This window comes from Mesorhizobium delmotii (genome assembly GCF_900149755.1).
GTDB classification, from domain to species: Bacteria; Pseudomonadota; Alphaproteobacteria; order Rhizobiales; family Rhizobiaceae; genus Mesorhizobium; species Mesorhizobium delmotii.
Genome location: NZ_FUIG01000024.1, coordinates 61,991 through 86,340, shown reverse-complemented (window position 1 = coordinate 86,340; position 24,350 = coordinate 61,991). Strand labels below are relative to the sequence as shown.

Genomic DNA, 24,350 nt, shown 5'->3' with positions numbered 1-24,350 from the left:
TTCGGATTTCCGAACGTGCAGGCCCCCTCGGCGCTGGCTTTCCAGCAGTTTCTCGAATGAAATCGACGGCTTCTCCGGTTGGCACAGGCGTTGCAGGGCCGCTTGCGACGATTTCGCCAATGGGAGGAATGCATGGATCGCTGCAACAGACTGGTCGACGTCGGCCGCCGTCAGTTTCTAAGGGGAGGGGCGTTCGCCGCCGCCGGCGTGGCCACAGCAGTGGCGCTGCCGGCGCAAGCTCAGACCAAGGCTGCACCCGGTCTGGCACTGGTCGAATACCCGTCGAACAAGTTGGCCAATATAGCCGATTTGAAGCCGAACGAGCCTTTCGATGTCGGCTACCCCGATGAGAACGCGCCCGGTGTGCTGCTGAAACTTGGAATGAAAGTGGAAGGTGGCGCCGGCCCTGACGGCGACATCGTCGGCTTCTCCACCATCTGCCCGCACAAGGGCTTTCCGCTGAACTACAACGCCGAGGACCGCACGCTGAACTGTCCGGGGCATTATTCCCGCTTCGACTGTGAGGCGGGAGGCCAGCAAATCTGGGGGCAGGCGACGCAGAACCTGCCGCAGTACCTGCTTCGCGTGGATGACAAAGGCGACGTGTTCGCGGAGGGGCTCGATGAGCTCATCTACGGCCGCCTGTCGAACGTGCTCTAGAGGAGACCTGTCATGGCCTACAAACGTCAAATCGGCCGCCTGCCGATTGTCCCGGCGGACGCGAAGGTTCACAACGTCGTCTGCCACTACTGCATCGTCGGCTGCGGCTATCACGCCTATACTTGGGACACGAATCACCAGGGCGGCACAGCGCCCGACCAAAACGTCTTTGGCGTGGACCTATCCCAGCAGCAGGAGGCGGAGACGCCAGCCTGGTATTCCCCTTCGATGTACAACATCGTCAAGCAGGACGGCAAAGACGTCCATATCGTCATAAAACCGGACAGAGACTGCGTCGTGAATTCCGGGCTCGGCTCGATCCGCGGCGCCCGCATGGCCGAAATGAGCTTCAGTCGGCAACGCAACACGCAGCTTCAGCGCCTGACCGACCCCATGGTTTGGCGCTACGGCCAGATGCAGCCGACCTCCTGGGACGATGCGCTGGACTTGGTGGCCCGCGTCACTGCGGCAGTGATCAAGGAACAGGGCGACGACGGCGTATTCGTCTCGGCCTTCGACCACGGCGGCGCCGGGGGCGGTTACGAGAACACCTGGGGTACGGGGAAGCTCTATTTCGGTGCCATGAAGGTCAAGAACATCCGGATCCATAACCGTCCGGCCTACAATTCCGAGGTCCACGCCACACGCGACATGGGCGTCGGCGAACTCAATAACTGCTATGAGGATGCGGAGCTTGCCGACACGATCATGGTGGTCGGCGCAAATCCCCTGGAGACGCAGACAAACTATTTCCTGAACCATTGGATTCCGAACCTGCGCGGGACCTCCACGGAAAAGAAGAACAAGGAGTTGCCGGGCGAGCCGCACGAGCCAGTTCGCGTCATCATCGTCGATCCGCGGCGAACGGTGACCGTGAACGCGTGCGAAGTCGAGGCGGGCAAGGAGCGCGTCCTGCACTTGGCGATCAACTCCGGTACGGATTTGGCGCTGTTCAACGCCCTGGTGACCCACATCGCCGATCAGGGCTGGACGGACAAGGATTTCATCGCGGCGTCAACCAATGGCTTCGACAAGGCGCTGGCCGCGAACCGGACGACGCTGGAACAAGCCGCTGAGATCACCGGCCTCACCGTCGACCAGATCAAGCAGGCGGCGGCCTGGATCGCCGAGCCGAAAGACGGCAAGCGTCGACGCACCATGTTCGCCTACGAAAAAGGCCTGATCTGGGGCAACGACAACTACCGAACCAATGGCTCGCTCGTGAACCTCGCGCTGGCGACCGGAAACATTGGCCGCCCCGGCGGCGGCTGTGTCCGCCTGGGCGGCCACCAGGAGGGCTATTCCCGGCCGTCGGACGCTCATGTTGGTCGACCAGCGGCTTACGTCGACCAGTTGCTGATCGAGGGCAAGGGTGGCGTACATCACATCTGGGGATGCGATCACTACAAGACCACGCTCAACGCACACCAGTTCAAGCGGCGGTACAAGGAGCGCACCGATATGGTGAAGGACGCCATGTCCTCCGTCCCCTACGGCGAGCGGCAGGCGACTGTCGATGCGATTGTCGGTGCGGTTGGCAAAGGCGGCCTGTTCTCGGTCGATGTCGACATCATCCCGACCAAGATCGGTCAGGCGAGCCATGTCTGGCTGCCTGCCGCGACATCCGGCGAGATGAACCTCACATCGATGAACGGCGAACGGCGCATGCGGCTGACGGAGCGCTACATGGACCCGCCCGGCCAGTCGATGCCCGACTGTCTGATCGCCGCGCGCTTGGCCAACCACCTGGAACGGGTTTTCCGCGAAGCAGGCGACAACGCTGTCGCGGACCAGTTCAAGGGATTCGACTGGCAGACCGAAGAAGACGCCTTCATGGACGGCTACCACCAGCACGAAAAGGGGGGAGAATTCGTCACCTACGCCCGGCTGCGCGCGATGGGGACCAACGGTTTCCAGGAGCCGGCAACCGGCCTTGGGGAGACCGAGCCGCTGGCAGCTGGAACTTCGACGGGTGAACCCGGTGAGGTCCTCGGCGGCCCGGCCATCGAGGGCGCGCGCGGCAAGGAGCCTGTGCAGAAGGCAGCGCCGACCAATGCGGGATCGCCCCCCGAACCGGCTGCGGGGACCGAGCGCATCATCGGAACCAAGCGCCTTTACGCCGACGGCAAATTTAACAAGGAGGACGGCAAGGCCGTTTTTGCCGAGACGCAGTGGAGGGGCCTCCAAGCTGCTGGCAAGCAGGAGGAGAAGGACAAGTTCAGCTTCCTCATCAACAATGGCCGCACCAACCACGTCTGGCAGAGTGCCTACCTCGACCAGCAGAACGAGCTGGTCATGGACCGCTGGCCCTATCCCTTCATCGAGATGAATCCTGCCGACATGGCAGAACTATCGCTGAACCAGGGGGATCTGGTTGAAGTCTACAATGACAACGGCGCGACCCAGGCGGCCGTGTATCCGACACCCACGGCAAAGCGGAAAGAGACATTCATGCTGTTCGCGTTTCCCACTGGGGTGCAGGGCAACGTCGTGTCGCCAGGGGTGAACGAGTTCATCATTCCGAACTACAAGCAGACCTGGGCGAATATCCGGAAAATCTCGGATGCGCCGGAAGGCATGAAGCACCTGTCCTTCAAGTCGCAGGAGTATCAGGTCGTCTGAGGCGGCCCTCCCAAGTCCCATCTGGCTGTCGAGGCCGCCGACCAACGCCATGAGGCACGGCGGCCTTGAGCTTTCCTCGGAACTGCCGAGCGCCACGACCGAGCCTCCGAGGCGCCCAAAACCTGTGCGATCGCCAAGCCGATCGCAGGCGTCACGGCTGCGTCGGCCGCGTGGCGGCCGCCAGGGCGTCGATGTCGTCGTAGAGCGCCTGGCTGTGATAGTAGAGCTTGTCGAAAACGGGTTGGGTGCGCCTGTAGGTCTCGGCCCATCTGGGGTCCGGCAGGATTTCGGCGCCGTAGCTCACGAAGCGCTTGGCCGCCTGTTCGACGCGCGAGAAGCGGCCCGTCGCCGTCGCGGCCATCGCGGCACAGCCGACAATGCCGCATTCGGGCTCCCGCGGGACCAGGATCGGAATGTTGAAGGCGCTTGCTTTGATCTTCAGCCAGAGTTCGGCGCGCGCCCCGCCGCCGGCGGCGATGACGCGCTCCAGCGGCTTGTTCGACGCCTGTTCCATGATGCGGATGTGGCGCGTCATGGCAAAGGCGATGCCTTCCAGGATCGAGCGATGCAGATGCTCCATGCCATGCGCGGCGCCCAGTCCGAAGAACTGTGCGCGGGCGTTGCGATGGCGCCCCAGGCGCTCGCCGGTGAGAAAGGGCATGAAGAGCAGTGCGTCGCAACCGGCAGGTGCCTCGGCGGCGCGGGCGACGATCTCGTCATAGGACAGCGCGTTGTCGTGGAACGCGCGGCGTGCCCAGCGCATGCCGTCGCCGCCGGTCTCCAGCAGCACGAATTGCGCCCAGTTGCCTTCGATCGTCGCAACGTTCGAGATTTCCGGGTCAAGCAGCGGCTTCTCCGCGATAACAGTGATGATGGCGCCCGTGCCGGTGCTGTCGGAACCCATTCCCGGGCGACAAGCGCCCGAACCGAGCAGTGCCACCGGATAATCGGCGCCGCCGACCAGCACTGGGGTTCCAGAGCGCAGGCCGGTGTCGCGCGCCGCCTGTTCGGTGACCTGGCCCAGGATATCCAGCGGATTGCGGATCGGCGGCAGCCTGGCGGCGTCCAGACCCATGCGCTCGATCATCACCGGCGACCAGTCGAGCCGCTCCGGGTTCATGAGGAAGCTGCAGGACGCGTCGCCTGTATCCATAGCAATCTCGCCGGTCAGCCGGTAGTTGATGTAATCCTTCGGCATAATGGCGACTGCGCTGCTGGCGTATGCGGCGGGATCGTTGTCTCGAGCCCATTGCAGTTTGAAGCCCGGCCATGCCGGGGTCGGCGTGTTGCCGCTTTCGGGCAGGTAGCTGTCCGGCTCGTTCGCTTCCTCGAAGCGACGTACGAGATCGATGGTGCGCTTGTCGTTCCAGAGCGGTGCTGTGTCGCGCGTCAGCGCTCCGTGCGCGTCGAGCAGGACCAGCCCGTGCATCTGCCCGCAGACGCAGATGGCGGAGATGTGTTCGCGGGCGCCATCGACGCGGTCCAGCACCGTCTTGACGCTCGCTCGTGCACCCTCCCACCAGTCGACCGGCCGCTGTTCTGCCCAGCCGAATTCCGGCACGATCTGGTCGTGCTCTCGCGACGCAAGTTCAAGGATCTTGCCGGTGACATCGATCAGTGCGGCGCGGACGCTGCCGGTGCCGACATCGATGGCGAGGAAAAGCTCGCCGCTCATTTCGGGAGAGTCCTGAGATGGGCAAGCATGTGACCCTCTGTCTATTGGTCAGAGCCAGCGCGGCGTGACGAGAATGCGTCCCACGGTATCAGCCTTTCGCCGCTTCGATGGCGATGCGCGACATGTCGTCGAAATCCGGCCCCGACACCGGGATCGCGATGTCGAAGACCTCTGCGATCACCTGCGTCCAGCCATGCAGGAAATACGTCCAACCGTCCTCGATCTGCAACTGCTGTCGGGCCTGCTGCCGCCTTGCCTGGTCGAGGAAGATCAGGTCGCCGCGATAATTGAGATCCCAGGCGATGCCGCGCTTGGGGAACACGCCGCGATCGGTGATCGGCGAGCCAGGGGCGTCCTTGCCAAGTCCGGTCGCGTTGATCACCAGCGAGCCGGGTTTCAGCGCCGCCAACGTCTCATCATTGAGCTCGGGCCGGTCTGCCAGGACATACTTGATCTCGACCGTCGACGTCATGTCTTTGTGGATGCGCTCGATTTGGTCGAGACGCGGCTGCGAACGGTCGGTGACAATGATGCGCGAAGGTGCGTCGGCGCCACGTTCCTTGTGCATCAGGTGCCAGGTGATCGCAATCGTCGATCCGCCGGCGCCCATCGACAGGACTTCCGCGCCGGTCTCCGCGAAGTATCCCGCCGGGATGAAACCGTCTATCGCTAGGCCGGAAGAGATCGGATCCTTGGCATGGCAGATGAGCTTGCCGCCCAGCTTCGACAGGCAGCTGGTCTCGTGCATCAGGCGAGCATGAGGATCGATCACGTCGAAGATGTCGCGCGCCGCGTTGAAGAGATCGATCTTGTGCGTGGTGACGAGCGCGCCGAGCGACAGCGGGTCGGACTTTATGAAGGAGACGACGTCACGGTAGGCCTCCGGATCGGCATGGAGCGGAAAGTCGATGCCCTTGAGAACCGCATCCTTCAGCCGGAGGTGGCGCGCCCATGCGGGGAAAACCCGCATGATCGAACTGCTCGTCGTCGTGACGCCGACAAAATAGAATGTCGGCTGGGTAGCCGGGCGATAGCGGCTCATTCGCCATTCTCCCGGATTTTCTCCGCGCGCAGTGCAGCACCGCGAAGTAAAGCAGCGATCTCGAAGCGAGCCTTCATGCCGGCACCGTGCCGGATTGCCCATAGAGGGCGGAGATCAGCTTCGCGTCACGCGGTCGCCAATCCGGGTTGTCGACTTCCTTCCAGCCTCCATCACCGGCGACCACGCGCGAGCGCATGCCTCCCGATCTCGCGATGATCTCGTAGTCCTGCCCTGAATCGGCGGGGTAGCAGAACAGCATCACCAGATCGTCGTCTCCGACATTGATCGAGCGGTGGATCCAGAACGGAGGGACGTAACAGACGGTCTGCGTGTCGACCGGCACGATCCGGACCTCGCCCTCCGGCGATTCCATCAGCATCAGGCCGTGCCCCTTCTGGCCGTAGTAGATCTCGGGCCGGTCGGCCTGATTGTGGATATGACCGCGCGTCATGAAATACTCGTCGCCGACTTTGCCGGGCGCCATGCGCGTGACGCCGAAAATCAGATCGCCCGACTGCTCGGTCGGCCGGAACTCGGAGACTTCGTAGGCGATGCGCTCGCCCCACGCCGCGCGCATGGCTTCGAACGCCGCGGCGTCGGCGTAGAGCCCGTCCAGATCGCGGAAGCGCTTCTGGTAGCTGCCGGTTGCATTTGCCATCGCACCGGTCGACAGGTCGACCTTGCATCCAATGGGCTCAAACAATCTCGTCAAAGGACTGCCTCATATTGCATTGCATGTGGCATCGGCGCTGATCTGGCCCGCACCTCCTGATTTCAACAATAACCACACTTGCTTTGCAGGGTACGATTTGCTCTCCCTATGCAGACCAGCCTGGAGGTTGCTGGATTATGGCAGATTTCGACCACGAAGCACACGACAGTGGGTTGGGCGGCATGCCGCACCCGCTGTCTTAAGCAATCCGAGAGAACCGCCTTGCTCCTCCAAGTCGCCTTCGACAAGCATGAACACCTGGCCCTGCTCTAGCCGCCGGCTACTCAGTCGCGTGGCGCCTTTTGCACATGAAGGCCGGAGCGGCCACTGTCGGTGGATTGTTCAAGCCGAAGAATATTGTATATTCGTGATTTAAAATGTAGTAATATAAGCTCTTCTCTGGCATTTATGCAACACTTCTTCTTTTCAGCCCTTGCTTGTGACACAGGTGGAGGTTGATAAGGCAATTGGGTTTTGCGGGGAAGGCATGTGGGAGCGGCCACGCCTATAGTAATGGGGCTGGACAGCGGCGTCGTTTGCTTGGCGCTGATGACGCAGTATTTGCGCCAGCCGGCTGATCCCGACGCCATTCGCCATGACCTGGGTTTGGGCGAACGGACCGCCGATCGCATTGATGTTGTGCGGGCGGCAAAACGGCTGAAGCTTAAGGCCAAGATAGCCAAGCCTTCGCCAGCGGCAACAAGTCGCTGATCGAGCGCCGTAAGCTGGTCAGCCTGGCCGGCGACCGGCTGGATGTCTTTGAGGAACTGGAAAAGCGGAAGGTCGGTATCAAGACCAACACCATCGACGCCCGTCAGGGCGAGCAGAGCCAGGTGATGGCGGTGGTGGCCGACGAAGGCCATATAGCCGAGCTTGACGCGACCGTGAGGACGCTTGCCGCGCAGAAGCGCGCCCGCCGCGAGGCCTATCTCGACAAGGTCGGCACCGAGCTGATCGAGATCGACCGCTCGATCGGCCTGCTGCGGCAGGATCTGACCAAGGCCGAACTGTTCGAGCGCGCCAGCCTGCTCAAATCGCCGGTAGCGGGGCGCGTGCAGCAACTGGAGGTCAACACGCTCGGCGAAGTGGTGCAGACCGGCCAGCGGCTGATGGTGATCGTGCCGGATGGCACGGCACTCGAGATCGAGGCGATGCTGCTAAACCGCGACAAGGGTTTTGTGCACGAAGGGCAGGATGTGCGGGTCAAGCTCGAAGCTTTCCCCTTCACCAAATACGGCACTTTGAATGGCAAGGTTCTGACCGTGTCCAATGACGCCATCCCGGCCGGCGCGCCGGAGGCAGCAACGGGCAGGGAAGAAGCTGCGCGCAGTGCAGCCGGGCCGCTGGTGTTTCCGGTGCGCATTACGCTCAGCGAAACCTTGATCCGAGTCGAGGGCAATGATGTCGTTCTGACACCCGGCATGTCGGTGACGGCGGAGATCAGGACCGGCAACCGCCGCGTGATCGAGTTTCTCCTCGACCCGCTGATGGAGATGACGGATGAGGCGTTCCATGAGCGATGAGTCGGCCACCATTGAAGGCTCTGAAAGCAAGGCACTTTGCGGCAAAAATATTGTGTCTTGGGCGGCGGCGGGCAGCTTGCGCTTGGTCTCCGAGGTTGTAGTCTGGTCAAGAAGTGCGCGGCAATCTCCGACCCACAAAATGAAAACAAAGCATTCAAAGCGGCATCTTGCGTTATGCGCAGGAGGCGCAGCGCAGCCGGCGGCCAAAACATCAGAAGGACTCGTTGAATGGAGTGGTTATTTAAAAATCTGTGGGTGAAGATACCAGCAATAGTTTGTGTTATTAGTTTTTCTACGGCTCTAACTCTGTTCGTTTCTTGCGAATTGTACGATATGAACAGATATATATATGGTTATATAACTAGATATGGGAGCGGACGCGACTCAGTAATTGCTATCTTGTTTCTTGCTGCCTTTTTGACCTTGGCGAACTTTCACGCCATGCTCAACGTTGACAGGCAAAATGCGAAATACACAAGCTTAGGCTATAATATTATGACCCGAGATGCTATTCGACGCGCTCAAGCTGTTGTTTCCATATTTCTTGCGCTTCTATGCGTAGCTGTCACAATTGATGTTTGTCTAAACGGGAGGTGAAGATGAATTTACTGGGCGGTTCTACGGACAGACTCAGATAGGGACGGGGGCAGTTTTTGGGGTCCCTGGATTTGGATGCGTGAGCTATAGCTCCGGGTTAAAGGATTACGGTGACAGTGCACTTTTTCCCATGTTTGCCCGGCTTTGGCTGCGTGTAGATTGAGCGCATAGCTCGACTTGCAGGAAGCATCGCCGATGTCGGCACCTGGGCGGCCGGTGGACAGCGAAGCACTTCCGGCCAGGCGCCGAGCAAACCGGAAAAGCCATGAAATTGGGAAACCCGGCAGGCGGAAAGAAAAAATGGTGCACTGTCACCGTATTTCCTGTCACCGTATTTCCTTTTTTGTCGGTTTTTGCAGCGTAATATTGTGGCCTCCACCGGAGTGGGGCGCTGTGCGCCTAATTTTTCCTGAAAACTGGATTCCACGCATATGCGGCCAAAGAGAGTAGGTTTCTATGCATGGCTTCTTCTTTTCGGCGTATGTCTCTCGATCCAAGCCTGTGGCAGCGGACGTAGCGGGCAGTCTGTCTCCAGTCAGGATTCGGCTTGCACTGGCGAAGAAGTAGTGAGCGCGATACAGGGTAATGGCGGTAAATTCATATTTAGCATTTCCGAGCTAAAGGCTTTCCTTTCAAAGTATAAAGTTTGCGAATTTCGTAAAAATTTGGAGGTTCCTATTTTTACTAGAAAAAATATTGAACTTACATTGCCTCACGATGTAAAAATAAAAACTAAATCTGATGGAGGCAATCTTTCTGGTTGTGTAGAACGTAGATTGGATGGATTTCCACCAGACAGGTATATCGTTTGTTTCGGGCAAGGTCATGAGGGCTGGAGAAAAGTAGATGGATAAGAGCTATTCGATCAGCGTTGGTACGTTCTCCCTTCCCTACCCTGGGATTACGGTGACAGTGCACTTTTTCCCATGTTTGCCCGGCTGTGGCTGTGTGTAGATCGAGCGCATGGCTCGACTTGCAGTAAGTGTCGCCGATGTCGGCACCTAGGCGGTCCGGAAGACAGCGAAGAACTTCCGGAGCAAACCGGAAAGCCATGAAATAGGGAAGCGCGGCAGGCGGAAGAAGAAAATGGTACACTGTCACCGTAATTCCAAGTCACCGAAATGATGGCGTTGTGGCGTGCAACCGAGGCATGGTTGCCGGACCAGGACGAGACAGCGGGCGCCGCAGGGCAGGATATCATGAGAAGATGAATGTTCATAAACGTCTTTCTAGGTAATGTTAATATCTTCTAGAAAAGGTCGGCGTGAGGAAGAATGGATAATTATCATGCTGGTTTTATTTTTGTCTTCGTGTGCTTTGGAATTGTGGTCTTTGTTTTTGTTCTTGCAACTATTCAGGAGAATAGATTTGCAGCGAAGGCGATGGCTTGGCCGGTGGTTGAGTCCAGAGTTGTAGATAGATTGACTGCCGCTGTTGATCCTGTAACTTATGATATAAAAGTGAGTTACTTGTTCGATGGCAAGAAATACGACTCAGTAGCTAGGAATTTTTATGGAAAAAAGACGACCAATAAACATGTCGGAGACACTGTGCTCATAAAGGTAAATCCAAGAAAACCGGATGAATGCGTACTGTTTTCGTAGGAGCCGGTCGGCAAGGTAGGGGAAGCAAGTGGAAAAAAGATTATTCTCTTAATTCTGGACTTACAATTGGGAATGTCGAAAAAGGATTTAAGCATTGGCAGTTTCGCCCTAAACGGGAGACTAGTAGTGCAGCAGTCATTAAACCAGCCTGGGAATTTAACTGCCAGAGCCGAGGTTACGTCTGGGTTTTTTCGAGCTCGTGCTGCGGTCGAAGCGAGGGGCGGTTCGGCCAATCCTAGAGCTTTGCGGTCTGCCACTGAACGGAATTGTCGACGTTCGCTGTTGATTGGCTCGACCTGTCAAATCTACTGTGAGCTGGTCCCAGAAGCACACGACAGTAGGTTGGCCGTTATCGTCATGCCGCATCCGCTGTCTTAAGCAATCCGAGAGAACCGCCTTGCTCCTCCAAGTCGCCTTCGACAAGCCTGAACACCTGGCTCTGCTCGCGCAGATGAAGGAATTTGCCGACATTATCGAGATCGGCACGCCGTTGCTGAAACGCCTCGGCCTCTCTGCCATCACCACGGCGCGCGAACTCTGCCCTGAAGTCATGGTGTTGGCTGATACCAAAACCGTCGACGGCGGCCAGCTTGAGGCTGATATGGTATTCGGCGCCGGTGCCGCGTTCATGACGGTGCTGTCGTGTGCTTCGTCCGCCACGCATGAGACGGTGGGAAGACGTGCCGCCGTCTTCGGCGCGACGGTCATCGTCGACACCATCACCGAGGCGGACAAGGCAGAATTGCTTCCCTTGAATGCTGTCTTCCCCGAAAGCTTCGGTTACATCGCGGTCCACTCGCCAACCGATGCGCGGCTGGCAGGCACCATTTCCACGTCACATATCGACGCCGTGAGGAAGATGCACGACCGCGGCTTTCTGGTTTCGCTCGCCGGAGGGATCGGCCCCGACACGCTGGAAGCGGTGATCGCGGTCGAGCCCGAAATCCTCGTGGTTGGCAGCGCCATCACAGAATCCGCAAGCCCGAAAGAGGTAGCACGATGGATTCGCGACAGATTGCCCAATCCAGGCCGTGGCTGGCCGTGGGACAGGAGATAGCCGACCTCCTTGGCCGGATCGACGCTGACGCCTTCGCAAGGCTGGTGCAGGCGTTCGATGACCCCGATCAGCGATGGTTCTTTTCCGGGCAGGGACGCTCCGGCCTTGTCGCGCAAATGGGTGCGATGCGCTTTATGCATCTTGGCCGAACGGTGCATTTCGTCGGTGAGGCATCGGCGCCATCGATCCGCAGGGGCGATGCGCTGCTGATCGTCTCCGGCTCCGGGGAAACGCCGGTCAGCACAGGCTTTGCCCGCATCGCCAAGGCGGAGGGCGCCAAGGTCGTTACGCTGACGCACAAGCCGGCCGGGACCCTGGCCGGCATTGCCGACGTCACGCTGCATGTCCCTGTCGGGGAATCGAAACAGTTTGGCGGCAGCCTGTTCGAGCAATCCTGCCTCATCCTGCTCGACAGCGTTGTGCTCGGCCTGGCGAAGCAGCTCCCCGACGCGCACAGACTGATGTTGCAGCGCCACACCAACTTGCAGTGACGCCCATGCCGACGGTGGTGAGCACCGGTGACGGGATTGTCGATGCGGTGGCGCTAAAACCGCTGCGTGCTTTGGGCGACATGCATCAGCCGGAAAGCCCGCTGGGCACCTCAGCTTCCCTAGCGGCAAGGCACTGGACTCGCTGCGCGATGCCGATATTGTGCTTGAGGAGCGTTGGTGCCGTACTCTGGCGACGGCAGCCGACGGGGAGATACCGGCGGCTTGGTTTTCGCAGGAACAAGTCCCGGTCAACACGGGAGGAAGTCTGATGAGAATTGGGGTCTTTCTGGCCGGCTTTTCGGCTTTTGCCGCACTGGTTGGCGCGCCTGCCTTTGCCCAGGACAAGCCGTTTGCGGGAGTTACCGTGAACGTCATTACGCAGACCGGTGCGATTCAGGAGCCGCTACAGAGGCGCGCGCCCGAATTCGAAGCGCTCACCGGCGCCAAGATCAATGTCATCGCGGTGCCCTTCTCGGATCTCTATCAAAAGATTCTCACGGACTGGGCGAGCGGCACCAACTCGGTCGACGCCGGCGTGTTCGCCCCGCAATGGATGGTCGACTACATTGCCGGCGGCTACCTCGAGGACCTGACGCCGCGGGTCGAGGCCGACAAGGACATCCAGCAGGAGGATGTGGGCGCGTTCTTCCGGGACTTCTCCGAGAAGTACAGCGGCAAGACCTACATGATCACGCTCGATGGCGACTTCCATATGATGTACTACCGCAAGGACGTGCTGGAAGCGGCCGGCCTGGCGGTGCCGAAAACCTGGGACGAATATCTCGAGGTCGCCAAGGCCACGCATGGCAAGGACATGAGCGGCGATGGCACGCCGGATTTCGGCTCGTGCATCGCCAAGAAGCGCAACGCGCAGAGCTATTGGTTCGTCACCGATGTGGTCGGCTCGATGACCCAGTCCAAGGGAACCAGCCAGGGCACTTTCTTCAACACCAAGGACATGACGCCGCTCGTCAACAACGACGCCTTCCGCAAGGCGCTCGACTTCCTGGCTGAATCGACCAAGTACGGCCCGCCGGACGAGCTGAACCTCGACGTCAGCGATACAAGGCCGCTCTTCGCTTCCGGCCGCTGCGCGCTGAACCTCGACTGGGGTGATGTCGGCACGATCTCGATCGATCCGAAGCAGTCCAAGGTGATGGGCAAATGGGGCGCGGCGATCATGCCCGGATCCAAGGAGGTCCTGAACTGGGACACCGGCAAGCTCGAGGCCTGCACGGCAGAAAACTGCCCGCACGCGATCGACGGCGTGAACCATGCACCATTCGCCGCCTTTGGTGGCTGGGGCGGCGGCATCAACGCGGCGGCCGATCCTAAGGTAAAGGACGCCGCCTACGCCTATTTCTCGTTCATGACGCAGCCGGCACAGTCGAACGCCGATGTGACCGTCGGCGGCACCGGCTTCAACCCGTATCGCATCTCACAGCTCAGCTATAGCGACCTTTGGAAGAAGGCCAATATGAGCGAGGATGAGGCTAAAGTGTACCTGGGCGCGATCAATGACAGCATGAGCAGCCCGAACATGATCCTCGACCTGCGCATCCCACAAAATCAGAAATACCAGCAGGTCGTGCTCGACGAAGCGGTCTCGCGCTTCCTCGCCGGCGAAATCGACAAGGAAGCGACCGTCGCGGCGGTCGAGGAAGGCTGGAATGAGCTGAACGAAGAGATTGGCAAAGACAAGCAGCTCGAACTTTACAAGGCGACCATCGGCGCCAAATAGGCAGCCAAGCAATCGACCCGGCGTGGCATCGATCCGCGCCGGGTCTCATGCCTGCCCCACTTTCCCGGGTTATGATGACCGCAACCGACACTATGCCAGAAGCTGCCGACCGCCGCAGCTGGACCGAATGGCTGGACGGTCACTCGGGCAGGATCATGGTGCTGCCAGCCGTCGTCGTGCTTCTCTGCTTCGCGATTTTTCCGCTCATCATCTCGGCCTATCTCGCGCTTTCGCGCTTTGCGCTCGCGCCGGGCGGATTCACGCTGAAATTCATCGGACTTGTGAACTTCCGCAAGCTGCTGGTCGGCTCGCAGCAGTATCACCTGCTCGGCAAATTCGGCACGTTCGGCTTTGTCCAATCCGCAGTGCTGGCGTTGATCGCGGCAGGGCTGCTGTTTCTTCTCGCCCGCTATCTCTGGCGTGGCAGGCCGACCATTGTCGGCACGGTTGGTCGCCTTCTCGCGACGGCAATGGCAATGGGGCTGGCGATCCTTGCGCTGGCCACCATGGCGCCGGGCGGGGTGCCAGGGACTGTCGTCAACACGCTTCTCTACGTGTTCGTCGGCGTATCCGTGCAGTTTGCACTGGGGCTGGGCCTCGCACTCCTCTGCGGCCAACCTATCCGCGGCCGGAATTTCTTTCGCGTCCTCTTCTTCATCCCGCTGATGGTAACCCCGGTCGGCATCGCCTACACGTTTCGCATGCTCGCCGACATGCAGAAGGGACCCTTCGCCCCGCTCGTGCGCGCTTTCGGCATCAGCGAGTGGTCGTGGGCCACAGAGGCCTGGTCGGCACGACTCATGGTGTTGGTCGGCGACACCTGGCAGTGGACGCCGTTCATGTTCATCGTGCTGCTGGCGGCCATTGAGAACCAGCCGCGCGATCAGGTCGAGGCGGCGCGGCTCGACGGAGCCAACGGCTTCCAGATTTTTCGCGACATTACTTGGCCAGCGATCGCGCCGATTGCCGCTACCGTCGTGCTGATCCGGCTTATCGAGGCTTTCAAGATCATCGACCTGCCGAACGTGCTCACCGGCGGCGGCCCTGGCCTGGCAACGGAATCAATGACGCTCCATTCCTTCATTTCCTGGCGCACCCAGGATCTCGGCGGCTCGGCCGCTGTCGGCTACATGCTGCTCTTCATCTCGACCATCGTATGCGTCTCGTTCTTCAACTTCGTGGTCCGGCCGGCGCGCCGGTTCGAAGCATGAGCGCCGAGCCGCGCTCACTGGCGCGCCGGCTGTTCGAGCCGGCTTCGATCGACAGCCAGGCGCCGGTCGCCAGGGTCGTGACCTATGCGCTGCTGTTCCTGTGGGCGCTGGTTGTGGTGATTCCGCTCTACTGGGTGTTGATCACCTCCTTCAAGGGGCCTGGCGAGGTCGACAATGGGCCGTTCTATCTCCCGTTCGTCGACTTTGCCCCTTCGCTGCAGGCATGGGATTTCATGCTCGTGCAGAACTACACGCTGCGCCCTTATATGAATTCGGTCGTGGTCGCGGTGGCCAGCACGCTCCTCGCAGTCCTGATCGGCTCGCTGGCGGCCTACGCGCTCGTGCGTATCCGCTTCCAGGTGAAGCTCGCCGCCGTCGCAATCTTCCTGATCCTGCTCACCGCAATCATCGTGGCGGTGGCCACTTTCGGCGTGCAGTGGGAGATCGCCGTTGCGGTGGCGGCAGCTCTCTTCATCATTGCGCTGTTCACGCTCGTTGGACGCACGAAGCTTGCGATCGGCAACAACGACATTGAGTTCTGGATCATCTCGAACCGCATCATGCCGCCGATCGTCGCCGTATTGCCGATCTATGTGATGTTCCAGCAGATGCGCCTGCTTGACACTCAGGTGGCGCTGATCGCCACCTACACCGCCATCAACCTGCCGATCGTCGTGTGGCTGACTCGCGATTTCTTCGCCGGCATCCCGCTCGACCTTGAGGAGAGCGCACAGATAGACGGGGCCTCCAAGTTCCGCGTATTCTTCACCATCGCGCTGCCGCTGGTGCGTTCCGGCTTGGTCGCGACCTTCCTGCTGGTGCTGATCCTTGCCTGGAACGAGTATCTGCTGGCCCTCTTCCTTTCCAATGTCGACGCGCAGACCATGCCGGTGCTGGTATCGGCACAGAACACGACGCGCGGGCCGCAATGGTGGAACATGTCGGTCTTGATCACCGTAATGATCGCCCCCGTGATCGTCATCTCCAGCATCCTGCAGAAGCACATCGCGCGCGGGCTGCTGGTCGGCGCAGTGAAGGGCTAGTCGATATGCGGGTCACCCTGTCCGATATCTACAAGTCCTTCGGCGCGGTCGAGGTGGTCAAAGGGCTCGACCTGGAGATAGAGGACGGCGAGTTCCTGGTGCTGCTCGGCCCTTCGGGCTGCGGCAAGACGACGGCACTGCGCATGGTGGCCGGGCTTGAATCGGTGAGTTCCGGCCGCGTCCTCATCGGCGACCGCGACGTCACCCACGTGCTGCCCAAATATCGCGACGTGGCGATGGTATTCCAGTCCTACGCGCTCTATCCGCACATGACGGTAGCGGAGAACATCGCATATCCGCTGAAGCTGCGGGGCGTGCCGCGCACTGAGCGCGACGCCTCCGTCCGCAGCGCCGCCGTCAAGGTCCACCTTGAGGAGTTCCTCGACCGCTATCCACGGCAGCTTTCCGGCGGTCAGCGGCAGCGCATCGCGCTCGCCCGCGCCATGGTGCGGCGGCCGAGCGTCTTCCTGATGGACGAGCCGCTCTCCAATCTAGACGCCAAGCTGCGCGGCCACATGCGCTCGGAGCTGAAACGCCTGCAGGCCGATCTGGGCGTGACGACGATCTACGTCACCCACGACCAGATCGAGGCCATGACCCTGGCTCACCGTGTTGCGATCATGAACCGCGGCGTCGTGCAGCAGATCGCGACGCCCCGACAGATCTACGACGATCCGGCGAACCTGTTCGTCGCCGGCTTCATCGGCTCGCCGCCGATGAATTTTCTCCAGGGCGAGCTGCTCGAGGGGACCTTCGCCTGCGCGGAAGGACGATTTGCGACCAGCGTCGCCGAAAGCCGGAAAAAGGTCACTGCCGGCCTCCGGCCCGAGGATTGCCGGGTCACCGGCCCATCGGAGGGCAAGATCGCGGCGCGGGTCTACGCTGTGGAACTGATCGGCGATCATACCTTGATCACCTGCCAGTTCGGTGGCGCCACCGTGACCGTCAAGGCCGACAAATCGGCGCATTACGACATGGATGAGCCGATCGGCATCACCTTCCAGGACGCCGCCGTCTTCCTGTTCGATTCGGAAACCGGGGCCCGCATCGGCGGCCGCGCCGGTCGACAGGCGGCCGCGTGACTTTCGCTAATTCTCCTCCACAAACACCTCTTCGCGCTTCTTCTTGACCGCCGGCAGGAAGACGATGACGAGGACGGCGAACGCGATGAAAAGCAGGCCGGCGCTGATCGGCCTCGTCACGAAGGTGGTCGGGTCGCCGCGCGCGAGAATCATGGCGCGGCGCAGGTTTTCCTCGAGCAGCGGCCCGAGCACGAAGCCGAGCAGCAGCGGCGCGGGTTCGCAGCGCAGCTTGGTCAGGAGGTAGCCAAGCAAGCCGAAGAAGGCGACGGCGTAGAGGTCGTAGATGTTGGTGTTGACGCTGTAAACGCCGATCGAGCAGAACGCCATGATGATCGGGAAGAGCACGTAATAGGGGATCGTCAGGAGTTTTACCCAAAGCCCGATCAGCGGCAGGTTCAAGATGATCAGCATCAGATTGCCGATCCACATCGAGGCTATGATGCCCCAAAACAGCGCCGGCTGTTCGATCGCGACATTGGGGCCGGGCACGATGCCCTGGATGATCATCGCGCCGATCATCAGCGCCATGACCGGGTTGGCCGGAATGCCGAGCGTCAGCATCGGGATGAAGGAGGTCTGCGCGCCGGCATTGTTGGCCGATTCCGGTCCGGCGACGCCTTCGACGGCGCCCTTGCCGAATTCCCCGGGGTTTTTCGATACGCGCTTTTCGACCGTGTAGGAGGCAAAGGCTGCAAGGATCGCGCCGCCTCCCGGCAGGATGCCGAGCGCCGAACCGATGATCGTTCCGCGTACGATGGGCACCGCCATGCGCCGAAAGTCCTCGCGGGTCGGCATAAGGCCGGAGACCCTTCGGATCATCACGGAGCGCTCGTGTTCGTTTTCGAGGTTGCGCAGTATCTCGGCGACGCCGAAGACGCCGACCGCCACCGCGACGAAATTCAGCCCGTCGGCATATTCGCTGATGCCAAGCGTGAAGCGCGGCGTGCCGGTGTAGATGTCGGTGCCGACAATGCCGAGCAGCAGGCCGAGCACGACCATCGCCAGCGCCTTGACAATCGAGCCGTGGGCGAGCGCGACGGACGAGACAAGGCCGACGATCATCAGCGAAAAATACTCGGCAGCGCCGAATTGCAGCGCGATCGCCGTCAGCGGCGGGGCAAAGATGGCGACGAGGAAGGTCGACACCGTGCCGGCGAAGAACGAGCCTATCGCCGCGATCGCGAGTGCCGCCCCGGCGCGGCCGTTCTTGGCCATCTGGTAGCCGTCGATTGCGGTGACGGCTGACGAGGATTCGCCGGGCATGTTGATGAGGATGGCGGTGGTCGAGCCGCCATATTGCGCGCCGTAATAGATGCCGGCGAGCATGATGAGGGAGGAAACCGGGTCGCCGATCTGGAAAGTGATCGGCAACAGCATGGCGATGGTGGCGGTGGCGCCGATGCCGGGCAGGACGCCGATCAGCGTGCCGAGAAGAACGCCGATCAGGCAGAAACCGAGATTTGCCAGCGACGTGGCCGTCGAAAAGCCGAGCGCGAGGTTGTCGAGGAGTTCCATGTTCATCTCCTCAAAACTGCAGCCACGGGCCGAAGCGCCGGAACGGCAGGCCGAGCGCGTAACTGAAGACGAGGAACGCAAACAGCGTCAGGCATGCGGAGAGCACGAGCGCGGTCAGCGGCCTCATGCGGCCGCTGGCAAAGGATGCGATCAGCGCCGTCAGGAAGATCGAGGGGAGGAAGCCGAGGCCGCGCACGGTCAGGCCAAAGAAGATCGGGGCAGGGAGGATGAACAGCATGCCGCGCCAGGCTACATGGCCGATCGGCTCGCTCTCGAAGCGCACCGCTTCGACGAGGATGACGGCGCCAAGCAGGATCAGGACGATTGCCAGGACCAGGGGGAAATAGCCCGGTCCCATGCGGAAGGCGGTGCCGATTTCGAGGTCGAGCGACTGCAGCGCGAAAAATCCACCGAGAAAGATGAACAGCGCGGCGCATATGCCGTTGGTCGTGTCGATTGTGAAAGGTTTCATGACGTCCTCCCAGGCCCGTGCCGCGGGCGCGCCGGTGCAATGCGAAAACAGGGCCAAAGCGAAACGGGGCGCTGGTGGCGCCCCGTTCAAAACCTCAGTCGGCGTACTGGCCGGCGGCTTCGATGATCGGCTTCCAGCGCGCGATCTCGCCTTCCAGCTTGGCCTTTAGCGCGGCCGGAGTCGCGTCTGCTTCGGACGACGGCTTGGTGCCGAGCTCGGCGAAGCGGGCGGCGACATTCTGGTCCTTCAGCGCGACCTGAAGCGACTTCGACAGGCGCTCGGTGACCTCGGCCGGCGTCCCCTTGGGCGCGTAGAGGCCGTGCCAGATGCCGACCTGCACCTCCGGAAGACCGGCTTCCGTCGTCGTCGGGACGTCCGGCAGAACATCGAGGCGTTCAGGCAAGGTGACGGCGTAGGCTTTGATCGTGCCGCCCTGGATCTGCTTGGTGGTATTGGTCGTCTGATCGCACATGATGTCGACCTGACCGCCGAGAAGGTCGGTCATGGCCGGGGCGGTGCCCTTGTAGGGCACGGTGACCAGCGGCGTGCCGATGGCGCTCATGAACAGCATGCCGCACAGATGCGAGGCCGCGCCTATGCCGGCATTGGCGACGGTGACGGTATCCTTGTTGGCCTTGGCGTAGTCGACCAGCCCCTTCAGATCGGTCGGCTCGAGGTCCTTGCGGCCGACGATGGTCATCGGCACTTCGGTAACGAGGCCGATATACTCGAAGCTGTTCAGCGTGTCGTATGCGAGCTTTCGGTATAGCGTGGCGCTCGTCGCCATGCCGATGTGGTGGAGGAGCAGCGTATAGCCGTCGGGCTCGGCATTCGCGACGCGACCGGCGCCCAGCGTGCCGCCGGCGCCGCCGACATTCTCGACGATGATCTGCTGGCCGAGATCCTTCGACATGGCTTCCGCGACCAGGCGCGTGACCGTGTCGGTCGGGCCGCCGGCCGAAAACGGCACCACGACGGTGATGGTGCGTTCGGGATAGGTTTGCGCGCCCGCGGCGAACGAATACAGCGTGACGGCTGCGGCCAGAGCGGCGGCGAACTTTCTCATCGTGATTTCCTCCCAGGATATGAATTCCCAACCGCTGCCTAGAGTTTCTCTCAATACCGGCTGTGGATGGACCAATAACTAGCGCATGTTAGCGGATTGCAATCGGACTCAAACCGCAAACTGCGATTATGTACAACCGTCCGCGCAAAATGGGCCGGGGGCGAGGCCGACCCGCGGCGAATTAAGCTCTTGTCGACTTTCGAATGGCATGTTCGACGCCGCGAAGTTCGGCCAATCCCTTGAGCCGACCGATGGCGGGATAGCCGGGCTGGGCTCCGCGCGTGAGGTCATCGAGGATATCCTGGCCATGGTCGGGGCGCATCGGGATGACGGCGTCCGGGCGGCCTTCCTTCTTGCGCCGCGCTTCCTCGTGGAGCAGCGCCGCCACCACCGCCACCATGTCGGTGTCGCCGGCAAGATGCTCATCCTCGTGGAAAGAGCAGGGGGTGCCAGCTGCTTCCTTGCGCACATTGCGCAGATGCGCGAAGTGGATTTTTGGCCCCATCCGCCCGATCATCTCAGGCAGATCATTATCGGGTCTTGCGCCGAGCGACCCCGTGCACAGTGTCGCGCCGTTGGCCGGGCTGTCGACTGCGTCCAGAATGTACCTGTAGTCGGCCTCGGTCGACATGACGCGCGGCAGGCCCAGCAGGGGAAACGGCGGATCATCAGGGTGGCAGCAGAGACGCAGGCCGAGGCGTTCGGCCGTAGGCACGACCTCCGCCAGGAAATCGACGAAATGCCGGCGCAGGGTTGTTGCGTCGATGCGGTCATAATTTGACAGTTGAGCCGCGAGGCCATCGAGAGACGTATCTTCGGTCGAGCCGGGCAGGCCGGAATTGACGCTTCTCGCCAGGATCTTCCGCGCACGGTCATCCATCTGCGCGTATCGGCGCTCCGCCTCGGGGGCGATCTCCGGTGTGTAGTCGCCGAGCGCTCCCTGGCGTTTCAGGATATGGATGTCGAATGCGGCGAAGTCGATCAGATCGAAGCGCATGGTGGTGCCGCCATGCGGCAGGCGCCAGGCAAGATCGGTGCGCGTCCAATCCAGCACGGGCATGAAATTGTAGCAGATGACCGACATGCCGGCCCGAGCCAGGTTTTCCAGCGATGTAATGTAGTTGGCAATATGGCTGCGCCATTCGCCGACCTGCGTCTTGATCGCTTCGGAAACCGGCAGGCTCTCGACTATCTCCCAGTTCAGATCGCTTGCGCTTCCATCCGGCAAAGACGCGACTTCGCGCTGACGTCTTTCGATTTCGGCGGGCAGCCATACGGCGCCGTGAGGAACGTGGTGAAGCGCCGAGACGATGCCTTGCGCCCCGGCTTGACGCGCATCCGCGATCGTCACCTTGTCGACCGGGCCGAACCAACGCCACACATGTCTCATTTGAACACTCCGTTAAAAAGAATCGACGTGCGGCTGCCCGCCCGCGCTTCCCGCCGCCGTGACCGCCTCGCTGCTTCCCTTCCTCGGCTGCTACCAGATTCCGGTGTCGGCGCGAATGGCGATAGCGGCTGGCATCGATCAACGCCAGCGCGAAATTCCCCGGCTAAAGCAGCGCTTCGTACAGATCCCCGATCTTTTCAACTTCGAAATCCGCTGCCCTGCTTTTCAGGATGGCGATAGAAGTGGGGTGGTCCAGCATATCAGCTACAGCCTTTGCCAGGGCCGCGGCATCGCCGACCGGCACCAAGGCACCGAAACGGCCGTCACCGAGAATCTCGCGCGGGCCATGTGGCGCATCTGTGGAGACTACGGGCACGCCCGCAGCCATGGCCTCGACCAGCACATTGCCAAACCCTTCGCTCGTCGAGGAAAGGACGAACAGATCGGCTGCGGCATAGCAGGCCGCGGGGTCGTTGACGTAGCCAGCAAAGAGCACATCCGCGCCAATACCGGATTCCTGGGCATAGGCGTGCAGCTCGGCAGCCAGCGGACCTTCGCCGAAGATGACAAGCCGAGCGCGGCGGCCGGCGCGCAGGATGGCGAAAGCCCGCAGCAAGGTCCGATGATCCTTGACCGGCACCAGGCGCCCGGCGGTGGCGATGACCGGGCCGTCGCCCATCGTCGCCAGCCTGGCGTGCCAGGCATAGGGGTGTTCCTGTGGCGCCGCAGCCGGCGGCAGCGGGTTGTTGATGACGACAACCTTGGATTGGGGAAAGCCGCGGGCCGCAATGTCGCGGCCGACACCCACTGAGACGGCGATGGCTTTGGTTGCGCGCGCCGCAACCAGCGCGGAAAGCCAGACCGCTATTCTCGCGCCGAGGCTGCTGGAAGGCAGTGAGGCCGCCGCGTGGAAGCTTGGAAAGAACCTCGCTCTGCTTCGCGCTAGGAGAAGCGCCAGCGCTACGACCAGATTGGCAAATTCCGGGGCGCTATAGACCGCATGCGGACCAAGGCGGTTGAATAGACCTGCGCTTCGCGCGATGCCTTTCAGCGTCGCCCACTTGCCGTAACCCTCTCCCCGGATGGGAAGGTCGAAATCGACCATATGCACGGCAGGGGAGCGCAGCGCGGCGTTAGGTCCTTCCGCGTTCCAGGTAAAAAGTGTGACATCGTGGCCACGCGATGCCAATTCATTCGCCATGAGGACGAATACACGCTCGGCGCCGCCGCCCCTGAGACTGGCAATATGAAAAACAATGCGCTTCGCCATGCCTGGATTTTAGTCTCGGCTGACGCCGCCGCTTGATCGGTTCGGCGGCTGGCGCACGTCGCGCACGATGCCCATGGCAAGGGCGAGCAGCATGCCTAGAGCGAAGCCAGCGAAAGCTCCCAGCGCTGCCGTGACCGGGGTGCGGGGCGGCCACGACCGCCCCTTTGGCGGCACCGCAGTGGAAATTACCTGTACGTTGGTGGTGTCGATCTGCTCGCGCTCGGTGATTTGGCGCGCGCGAGCCAGGAAGCTTTCATAGACCGTCCTTCTCGAGGCGGCATCGCGTTCAAGCTCACGCAGGGCGACCTGGGACTCGCTGTCGGTGAAAACATTGCTCTTCAGATCGTTCATCTTGGCGCTGAGAGAAGCCAATGAGGCGTTGGCCTTATCCAGGTTGGCTTTTGCCGTGCCGACCGTGCGGGAGAACTCTACCCTGAGTTGAGAACTGACGGTTTCGAATTCTGTCCTCAGCCTGACGATCGTCGGGTGGCGCGGACCAAAGGTCATGGACTGCGAATCGATTTGCTGCCGCAAGCTATTTGCCTTGTCGCGCAGGGCTGCGAGTGCTGCCGAAACCGCGGGGTCAGGATTGGCTCCATTGACACCGGAGGCAATCAAAGCGTCGTAACTTGCCTGCGCAGCGATGACGCGTGATTGCGCCTGTCCAATCTCGCTATTGAGCTGCGTCATCGTCTGCGAACTGACAAGCTGGCCATTGCTGGAGGACAGGTTGTGGCTGCGCCTGTAGCTCTCGACCTTCTCTTCGGCCGCCTGCACGTCGCGCTTGAGTTGGCCGAGCCGGCCCTCAAGAGCAGCTGCGGCACGGCTGGCACCAGCAGCCTCGGCCTTGGCCAGTTCTTCCTGGAAGACCTTGACTATGGCTTGCGAGATCAAAATCGCCTTGCCGCTGGTTTCTGCCGATACCGCGAGGGTTGTAACGAACGAGGTTTCATCTGCAGCGACGCTGACCCGCTCCGCCAGGCTTTTCTGGGCGATAAGCTTCGGATCGGACTTGCCTCCACTCGCTGCAGCACCAGACGTGGCGGCGCTCTGGTCCGGGTCGAAAAACTCCGGATCGCTGGTTAGAGCGAGTTCGTCCACCACCCGTGCAAGCACGTTGCCCGAGGTCAAAATGCGCTGCTTGCTGCGAGCGTTGAGCAGTTGGCTGTCGACCTGGCCCGGTTGCGAGTAGAGATCGTTTTCCACAACCTGCAAATTGGCGGGATTGATGAGGATTTCCGTCGTAACGGTATAGCGCTGCTTGCTCAGCAACCCATAGGCGGCGCCGATGACGCCGCCGGCCACTGCCAGCATCAATGCCACGACGAGCCCGGCCCGCAGCCAGACAAACAGGCGTCGAAAATCGAGCTCAAGGAAATCGCCGATCTTGTCGAGCGTCACCGTCGGGACAGGCTCGGGCGTGTGCGGAGTGACAGGGGCGGGGGTCCGTGCCATGACTGGGGCATCCTGTTGCAGCCTTGCCCTGCTGGCGCGCCGCGCATTGGCGATCCGCTCGAGTGCGCTGATTTCGGAATCCGCCGCAGAGGGAGGGGTTGTGCCGGAAGCGGCGGACATGG

The 24,350-nt window shown here is 61.3% G+C and carries 22 protein-coding genes; 12 read left to right on the top strand and 10 right to left on the bottom strand.

Features of this window, described 5'->3' with window-relative positions:
* Positions 1-132: 132 nt before the first annotated feature.
* On the top strand, positions 133-660 hold the full coding sequence (locus BQ8482_RS14305; protein WP_123148229.1) for an arsenate reductase (azurin) small subunit: 528 nt from the start codon (positions 133-135) through the stop codon (positions 658-660).
* Positions 661-672: 12 nt separating this feature from the next.
* Positions 673-3,282 carry an arsenate reductase (azurin) large subunit gene (locus BQ8482_RS14300; protein WP_123148228.1) on the top strand — a complete coding sequence of 870 codons (2,610 nt, stop codon included), beginning with the start codon at positions 673-675 and terminating at the stop codon, positions 3,280-3,282.
* 151 nt (positions 3,283-3,433) lie between these two features.
* On the opposite strand, the gene BQ8482_RS14295 is transcribed toward BQ8482_RS14300, so the two are convergent.
* From BQ8482_RS14295 to BQ8482_RS40565, 4 genes are all read right to left on the bottom strand, one after another.
* The gene (locus BQ8482_RS14295) at positions 3,434-4,957 is read right to left on the bottom strand and encodes a xylulokinase (protein ID WP_123148227.1); all 1,524 of its coding nucleotides are present in this window, start codon (positions 4,955-4,957) and stop codon (positions 3,434-3,436) included.
* 88 nt (positions 4,958-5,045) lie between these two features.
* Complete coding sequence (locus tag BQ8482_RS14290) at positions 5,046-5,999, bottom strand: shikimate dehydrogenase (RefSeq protein ID WP_123148226.1); 954 nt, start codon at positions 5,997-5,999, stop codon at positions 5,046-5,048.
* Positions 6,000-6,072: 73 nt separating this feature from the next.
* Positions 6,073-6,711, bottom strand: a complete 639-nt coding sequence (locus BQ8482_RS14285; RefSeq protein ID WP_123148225.1) for a glucose-6-phosphate isomerase — start codon at positions 6,709-6,711, stop codon at positions 6,073-6,075.
* Between the two features lie 284 nt (positions 6,712-6,995).
* On the bottom strand, positions 6,996-7,574 hold the full coding sequence (locus tag BQ8482_RS40565) for a hypothetical protein (RefSeq protein WP_425294102.1): 579 nt from the start codon (positions 7,572-7,574) through the stop codon (positions 6,996-6,998).
* Between BQ8482_RS40565 and BQ8482_RS14275 the strand changes: the two genes are divergently transcribed.
* From BQ8482_RS14275 to BQ8482_RS14240, 10 genes are all read left to right on the top strand, one after another.
* Positions 7,461-8,234, top strand: a complete 774-nt coding sequence (locus BQ8482_RS14275) for an HlyD family type I secretion periplasmic adaptor subunit (protein ID WP_425294105.1) — start codon at positions 7,461-7,463, stop codon at positions 8,232-8,234. The genes BQ8482_RS40565 and BQ8482_RS14275 overlap by 114 nt on opposite strands.
* Positions 8,224-8,493: a hypothetical protein gene (locus BQ8482_RS37705; protein ID WP_133254771.1), complete on the top strand. Its 270-nt coding sequence runs from the start codon at positions 8,224-8,226 to the stop codon at positions 8,491-8,493. The genes BQ8482_RS14275 and BQ8482_RS37705 overlap by 11 nt, the downstream gene beginning before the upstream one ends.
* Positions 8,494-9,397: 904 nt before the next feature.
* Complete coding sequence (locus tag BQ8482_RS37700) at positions 9,398-9,685, top strand: hypothetical protein (protein ID WP_133254770.1); 288 nt, start codon at positions 9,398-9,400, stop codon at positions 9,683-9,685.
* 420 nt (positions 9,686-10,105) lie between these two features.
* Complete coding sequence (locus BQ8482_RS14270) at positions 10,106-10,435, top strand: DUF3592 domain-containing protein (protein ID WP_123148222.1); 330 nt, start codon at positions 10,106-10,108, stop codon at positions 10,433-10,435.
* 451 nt (positions 10,436-10,886) lie between these two features.
* Positions 10,887-11,492, top strand: coding sequence for an orotidine 5'-phosphate decarboxylase / HUMPS family protein (locus tag BQ8482_RS14265; RefSeq protein WP_244602803.1), 606 nt, complete (start codon positions 10,887-10,889; stop codon positions 11,490-11,492).
* Positions 11,435-11,983, top strand: coding sequence for an SIS domain-containing protein (locus BQ8482_RS14260; RefSeq protein WP_123148220.1), 549 nt, complete (start codon positions 11,435-11,437; stop codon positions 11,981-11,983). Before BQ8482_RS14265 ends, BQ8482_RS14260 begins: the two co-directional genes overlap by 58 nt.
* Positions 11,984-12,251: 268 nt before the next feature.
* The gene (locus BQ8482_RS14255) at positions 12,252-13,724 is read left to right on the top strand and encodes an ABC transporter substrate-binding protein (RefSeq protein ID WP_123148219.1); all 1,473 of its coding nucleotides are present in this window, start codon (positions 12,252-12,254) and stop codon (positions 13,722-13,724) included.
* A 92-nt stretch (positions 13,725-13,816) separates the two neighbouring features.
* Entirely contained in the window at positions 13,817-14,935 is a 1,119-nt protein-coding gene (locus tag BQ8482_RS14250; protein ID WP_165848567.1) for a carbohydrate ABC transporter permease, read from the top strand.
* Complete coding sequence (locus BQ8482_RS14245) at positions 14,932-15,978, top strand: carbohydrate ABC transporter permease (RefSeq protein WP_123148217.1); 1,047 nt, start codon at positions 14,932-14,934, stop codon at positions 15,976-15,978. Before BQ8482_RS14250 ends, BQ8482_RS14245 begins: the two co-directional genes overlap by 4 nt.
* Positions 15,979-15,983: 5 nt before the next feature.
* The gene (locus tag BQ8482_RS14240) at positions 15,984-17,060 is read left to right on the top strand and encodes an ABC transporter ATP-binding protein (RefSeq protein WP_123148216.1); all 1,077 of its coding nucleotides are present in this window, start codon (positions 15,984-15,986) and stop codon (positions 17,058-17,060) included.
* Positions 17,061-17,066: 6 nt separating this feature from the next.
* On the opposite strand, the gene BQ8482_RS14235 is transcribed toward BQ8482_RS14240, so the two are convergent.
* From BQ8482_RS14235 to BQ8482_RS14210, 6 genes are all read right to left on the bottom strand, one after another.
* Positions 17,067-18,575, bottom strand: a complete 1,509-nt coding sequence (locus BQ8482_RS14235) for a tripartite tricarboxylate transporter permease (RefSeq protein ID WP_123148510.1) — start codon at positions 18,573-18,575, stop codon at positions 17,067-17,069.
* 10 nt (positions 18,576-18,585) lie between these two features.
* Positions 18,586-19,047, bottom strand: coding sequence for a tripartite tricarboxylate transporter TctB family protein (locus BQ8482_RS14230; RefSeq protein WP_123148509.1), 462 nt, complete (start codon positions 19,045-19,047; stop codon positions 18,586-18,588).
* Between the two features lie 94 nt (positions 19,048-19,141).
* The gene (locus BQ8482_RS14225) at positions 19,142-20,113 is read right to left on the bottom strand and encodes a tripartite tricarboxylate transporter substrate-binding protein (RefSeq protein ID WP_123148215.1); all 972 of its coding nucleotides are present in this window, start codon (positions 20,111-20,113) and stop codon (positions 19,142-19,144) included.
* Positions 20,114-20,294: 181 nt separating this feature from the next.
* Positions 20,295-21,503 (bottom strand): mannonate dehydratase, encoded by a 1,209-nt coding sequence (uxuA, locus tag BQ8482_RS14220; RefSeq protein WP_123148214.1) that lies wholly within the window; start codon positions 21,501-21,503, stop codon positions 20,295-20,297.
* Between the two features lie 163 nt (positions 21,504-21,666).
* Positions 21,667-22,773 (bottom strand): glycosyltransferase, encoded by a 1,107-nt coding sequence (locus BQ8482_RS14215; RefSeq protein ID WP_123148213.1) that lies wholly within the window; start codon positions 22,771-22,773, stop codon positions 21,667-21,669.
* Between the two features lie 9 nt (positions 22,774-22,782).
* Entirely contained in the window at positions 22,783-24,348 is a 1,566-nt protein-coding gene (locus BQ8482_RS14210; RefSeq protein WP_123148212.1) for a GumC family protein, read from the bottom strand.
* Positions 24,349-24,350 lie beyond the last annotated feature (2 nt).

Excerpts from the sequence above, each read along its gene's own strand:
- BQ8482_RS14270 (WP_123148222.1), top strand. The coding sequence starts at position 10,106 with ATGGATAATTATCATGCTGGTTTTATTTTTGTCTTCGTGTGCTTTGGA.
- uxuA (WP_123148214.1), bottom strand. The coding sequence starts at position 21,503 with ATGAGACATGTGTGGCGTTGGTTCGGCCCGGTCGACAAGGTGACGATC.
- BQ8482_RS14215 (WP_123148213.1), bottom strand. The coding sequence starts at position 22,773 with ATGGCGAAGCGCATTGTTTTTCATATTGCCAGTCTCAGGGGCGGCGGC.
- BQ8482_RS14295 (WP_123148227.1), bottom strand. The coding sequence starts at position 4,957 with ATGAGCGGCGAGCTTTTCCTCGCCATCGATGTCGGCACCGGCAGCGTC.
- BQ8482_RS14240 (WP_123148216.1), top strand. The coding sequence starts at position 15,984 with ATGCGGGTCACCCTGTCCGATATCTACAAGTCCTTCGGCGCGGTCGAG.
- BQ8482_RS14210 (WP_123148212.1), bottom strand. The coding sequence starts at position 24,348 with ATGTCCGCCGCTTCCGGCACAACCCCTCCCTCTGCGGCGGATTCCGAA.
- BQ8482_RS14245 (WP_123148217.1), top strand. The coding sequence starts at position 14,932 with ATGAGCGCCGAGCCGCGCTCACTGGCGCGCCGGCTGTTCGAGCCGGCT.
- BQ8482_RS14225 (WP_123148215.1), bottom strand. The coding sequence starts at position 20,113 with ATGAGAAAGTTCGCCGCCGCTCTGGCCGCAGCCGTCACGCTGTATTCG.
- BQ8482_RS37705 (WP_133254771.1), top strand. The coding sequence starts at position 8,224 with ATGAGCGATGAGTCGGCCACCATTGAAGGCTCTGAAAGCAAGGCACTT.
- BQ8482_RS14230 (WP_123148509.1), bottom strand. The coding sequence starts at position 19,047 with ATGAAACCTTTCACAATCGACACGACCAACGGCATATGCGCCGCGCTG.
- BQ8482_RS14290 (WP_123148226.1), bottom strand. The coding sequence starts at position 5,999 with ATGAGCCGCTATCGCCCGGCTACCCAGCCGACATTCTATTTTGTCGGC.
- BQ8482_RS14265 (WP_244602803.1), top strand. The coding sequence starts at position 10,887 with ATGAAGGAATTTGCCGACATTATCGAGATCGGCACGCCGTTGCTGAAA.
- BQ8482_RS40565 (WP_425294102.1), bottom strand. The coding sequence starts at position 7,574 with ATGGCCTTCGTCGGCCACCACCGCCATCACCTGGCTCTGCTCGCCCTG.
- BQ8482_RS14250 (WP_165848567.1), top strand. The coding sequence starts at position 13,817 with ATGCCAGAAGCTGCCGACCGCCGCAGCTGGACCGAATGGCTGGACGGT.
- BQ8482_RS14305 (WP_123148229.1), top strand. The coding sequence starts at position 133 with ATGGATCGCTGCAACAGACTGGTCGACGTCGGCCGCCGTCAGTTTCTA.
- BQ8482_RS14300 (WP_123148228.1), top strand. The coding sequence starts at position 673 with ATGGCCTACAAACGTCAAATCGGCCGCCTGCCGATTGTCCCGGCGGAC.
- BQ8482_RS14235 (WP_123148510.1), bottom strand. The coding sequence starts at position 18,575 with ATGGAACTCCTCGACAACCTCGCGCTCGGCTTTTCGACGGCCACGTCG.
- BQ8482_RS14260 (WP_123148220.1), top strand. The coding sequence starts at position 11,435 with ATGGATTCGCGACAGATTGCCCAATCCAGGCCGTGGCTGGCCGTGGGA.
- BQ8482_RS14255 (WP_123148219.1), top strand. The coding sequence starts at position 12,252 with ATGAGAATTGGGGTCTTTCTGGCCGGCTTTTCGGCTTTTGCCGCACTG.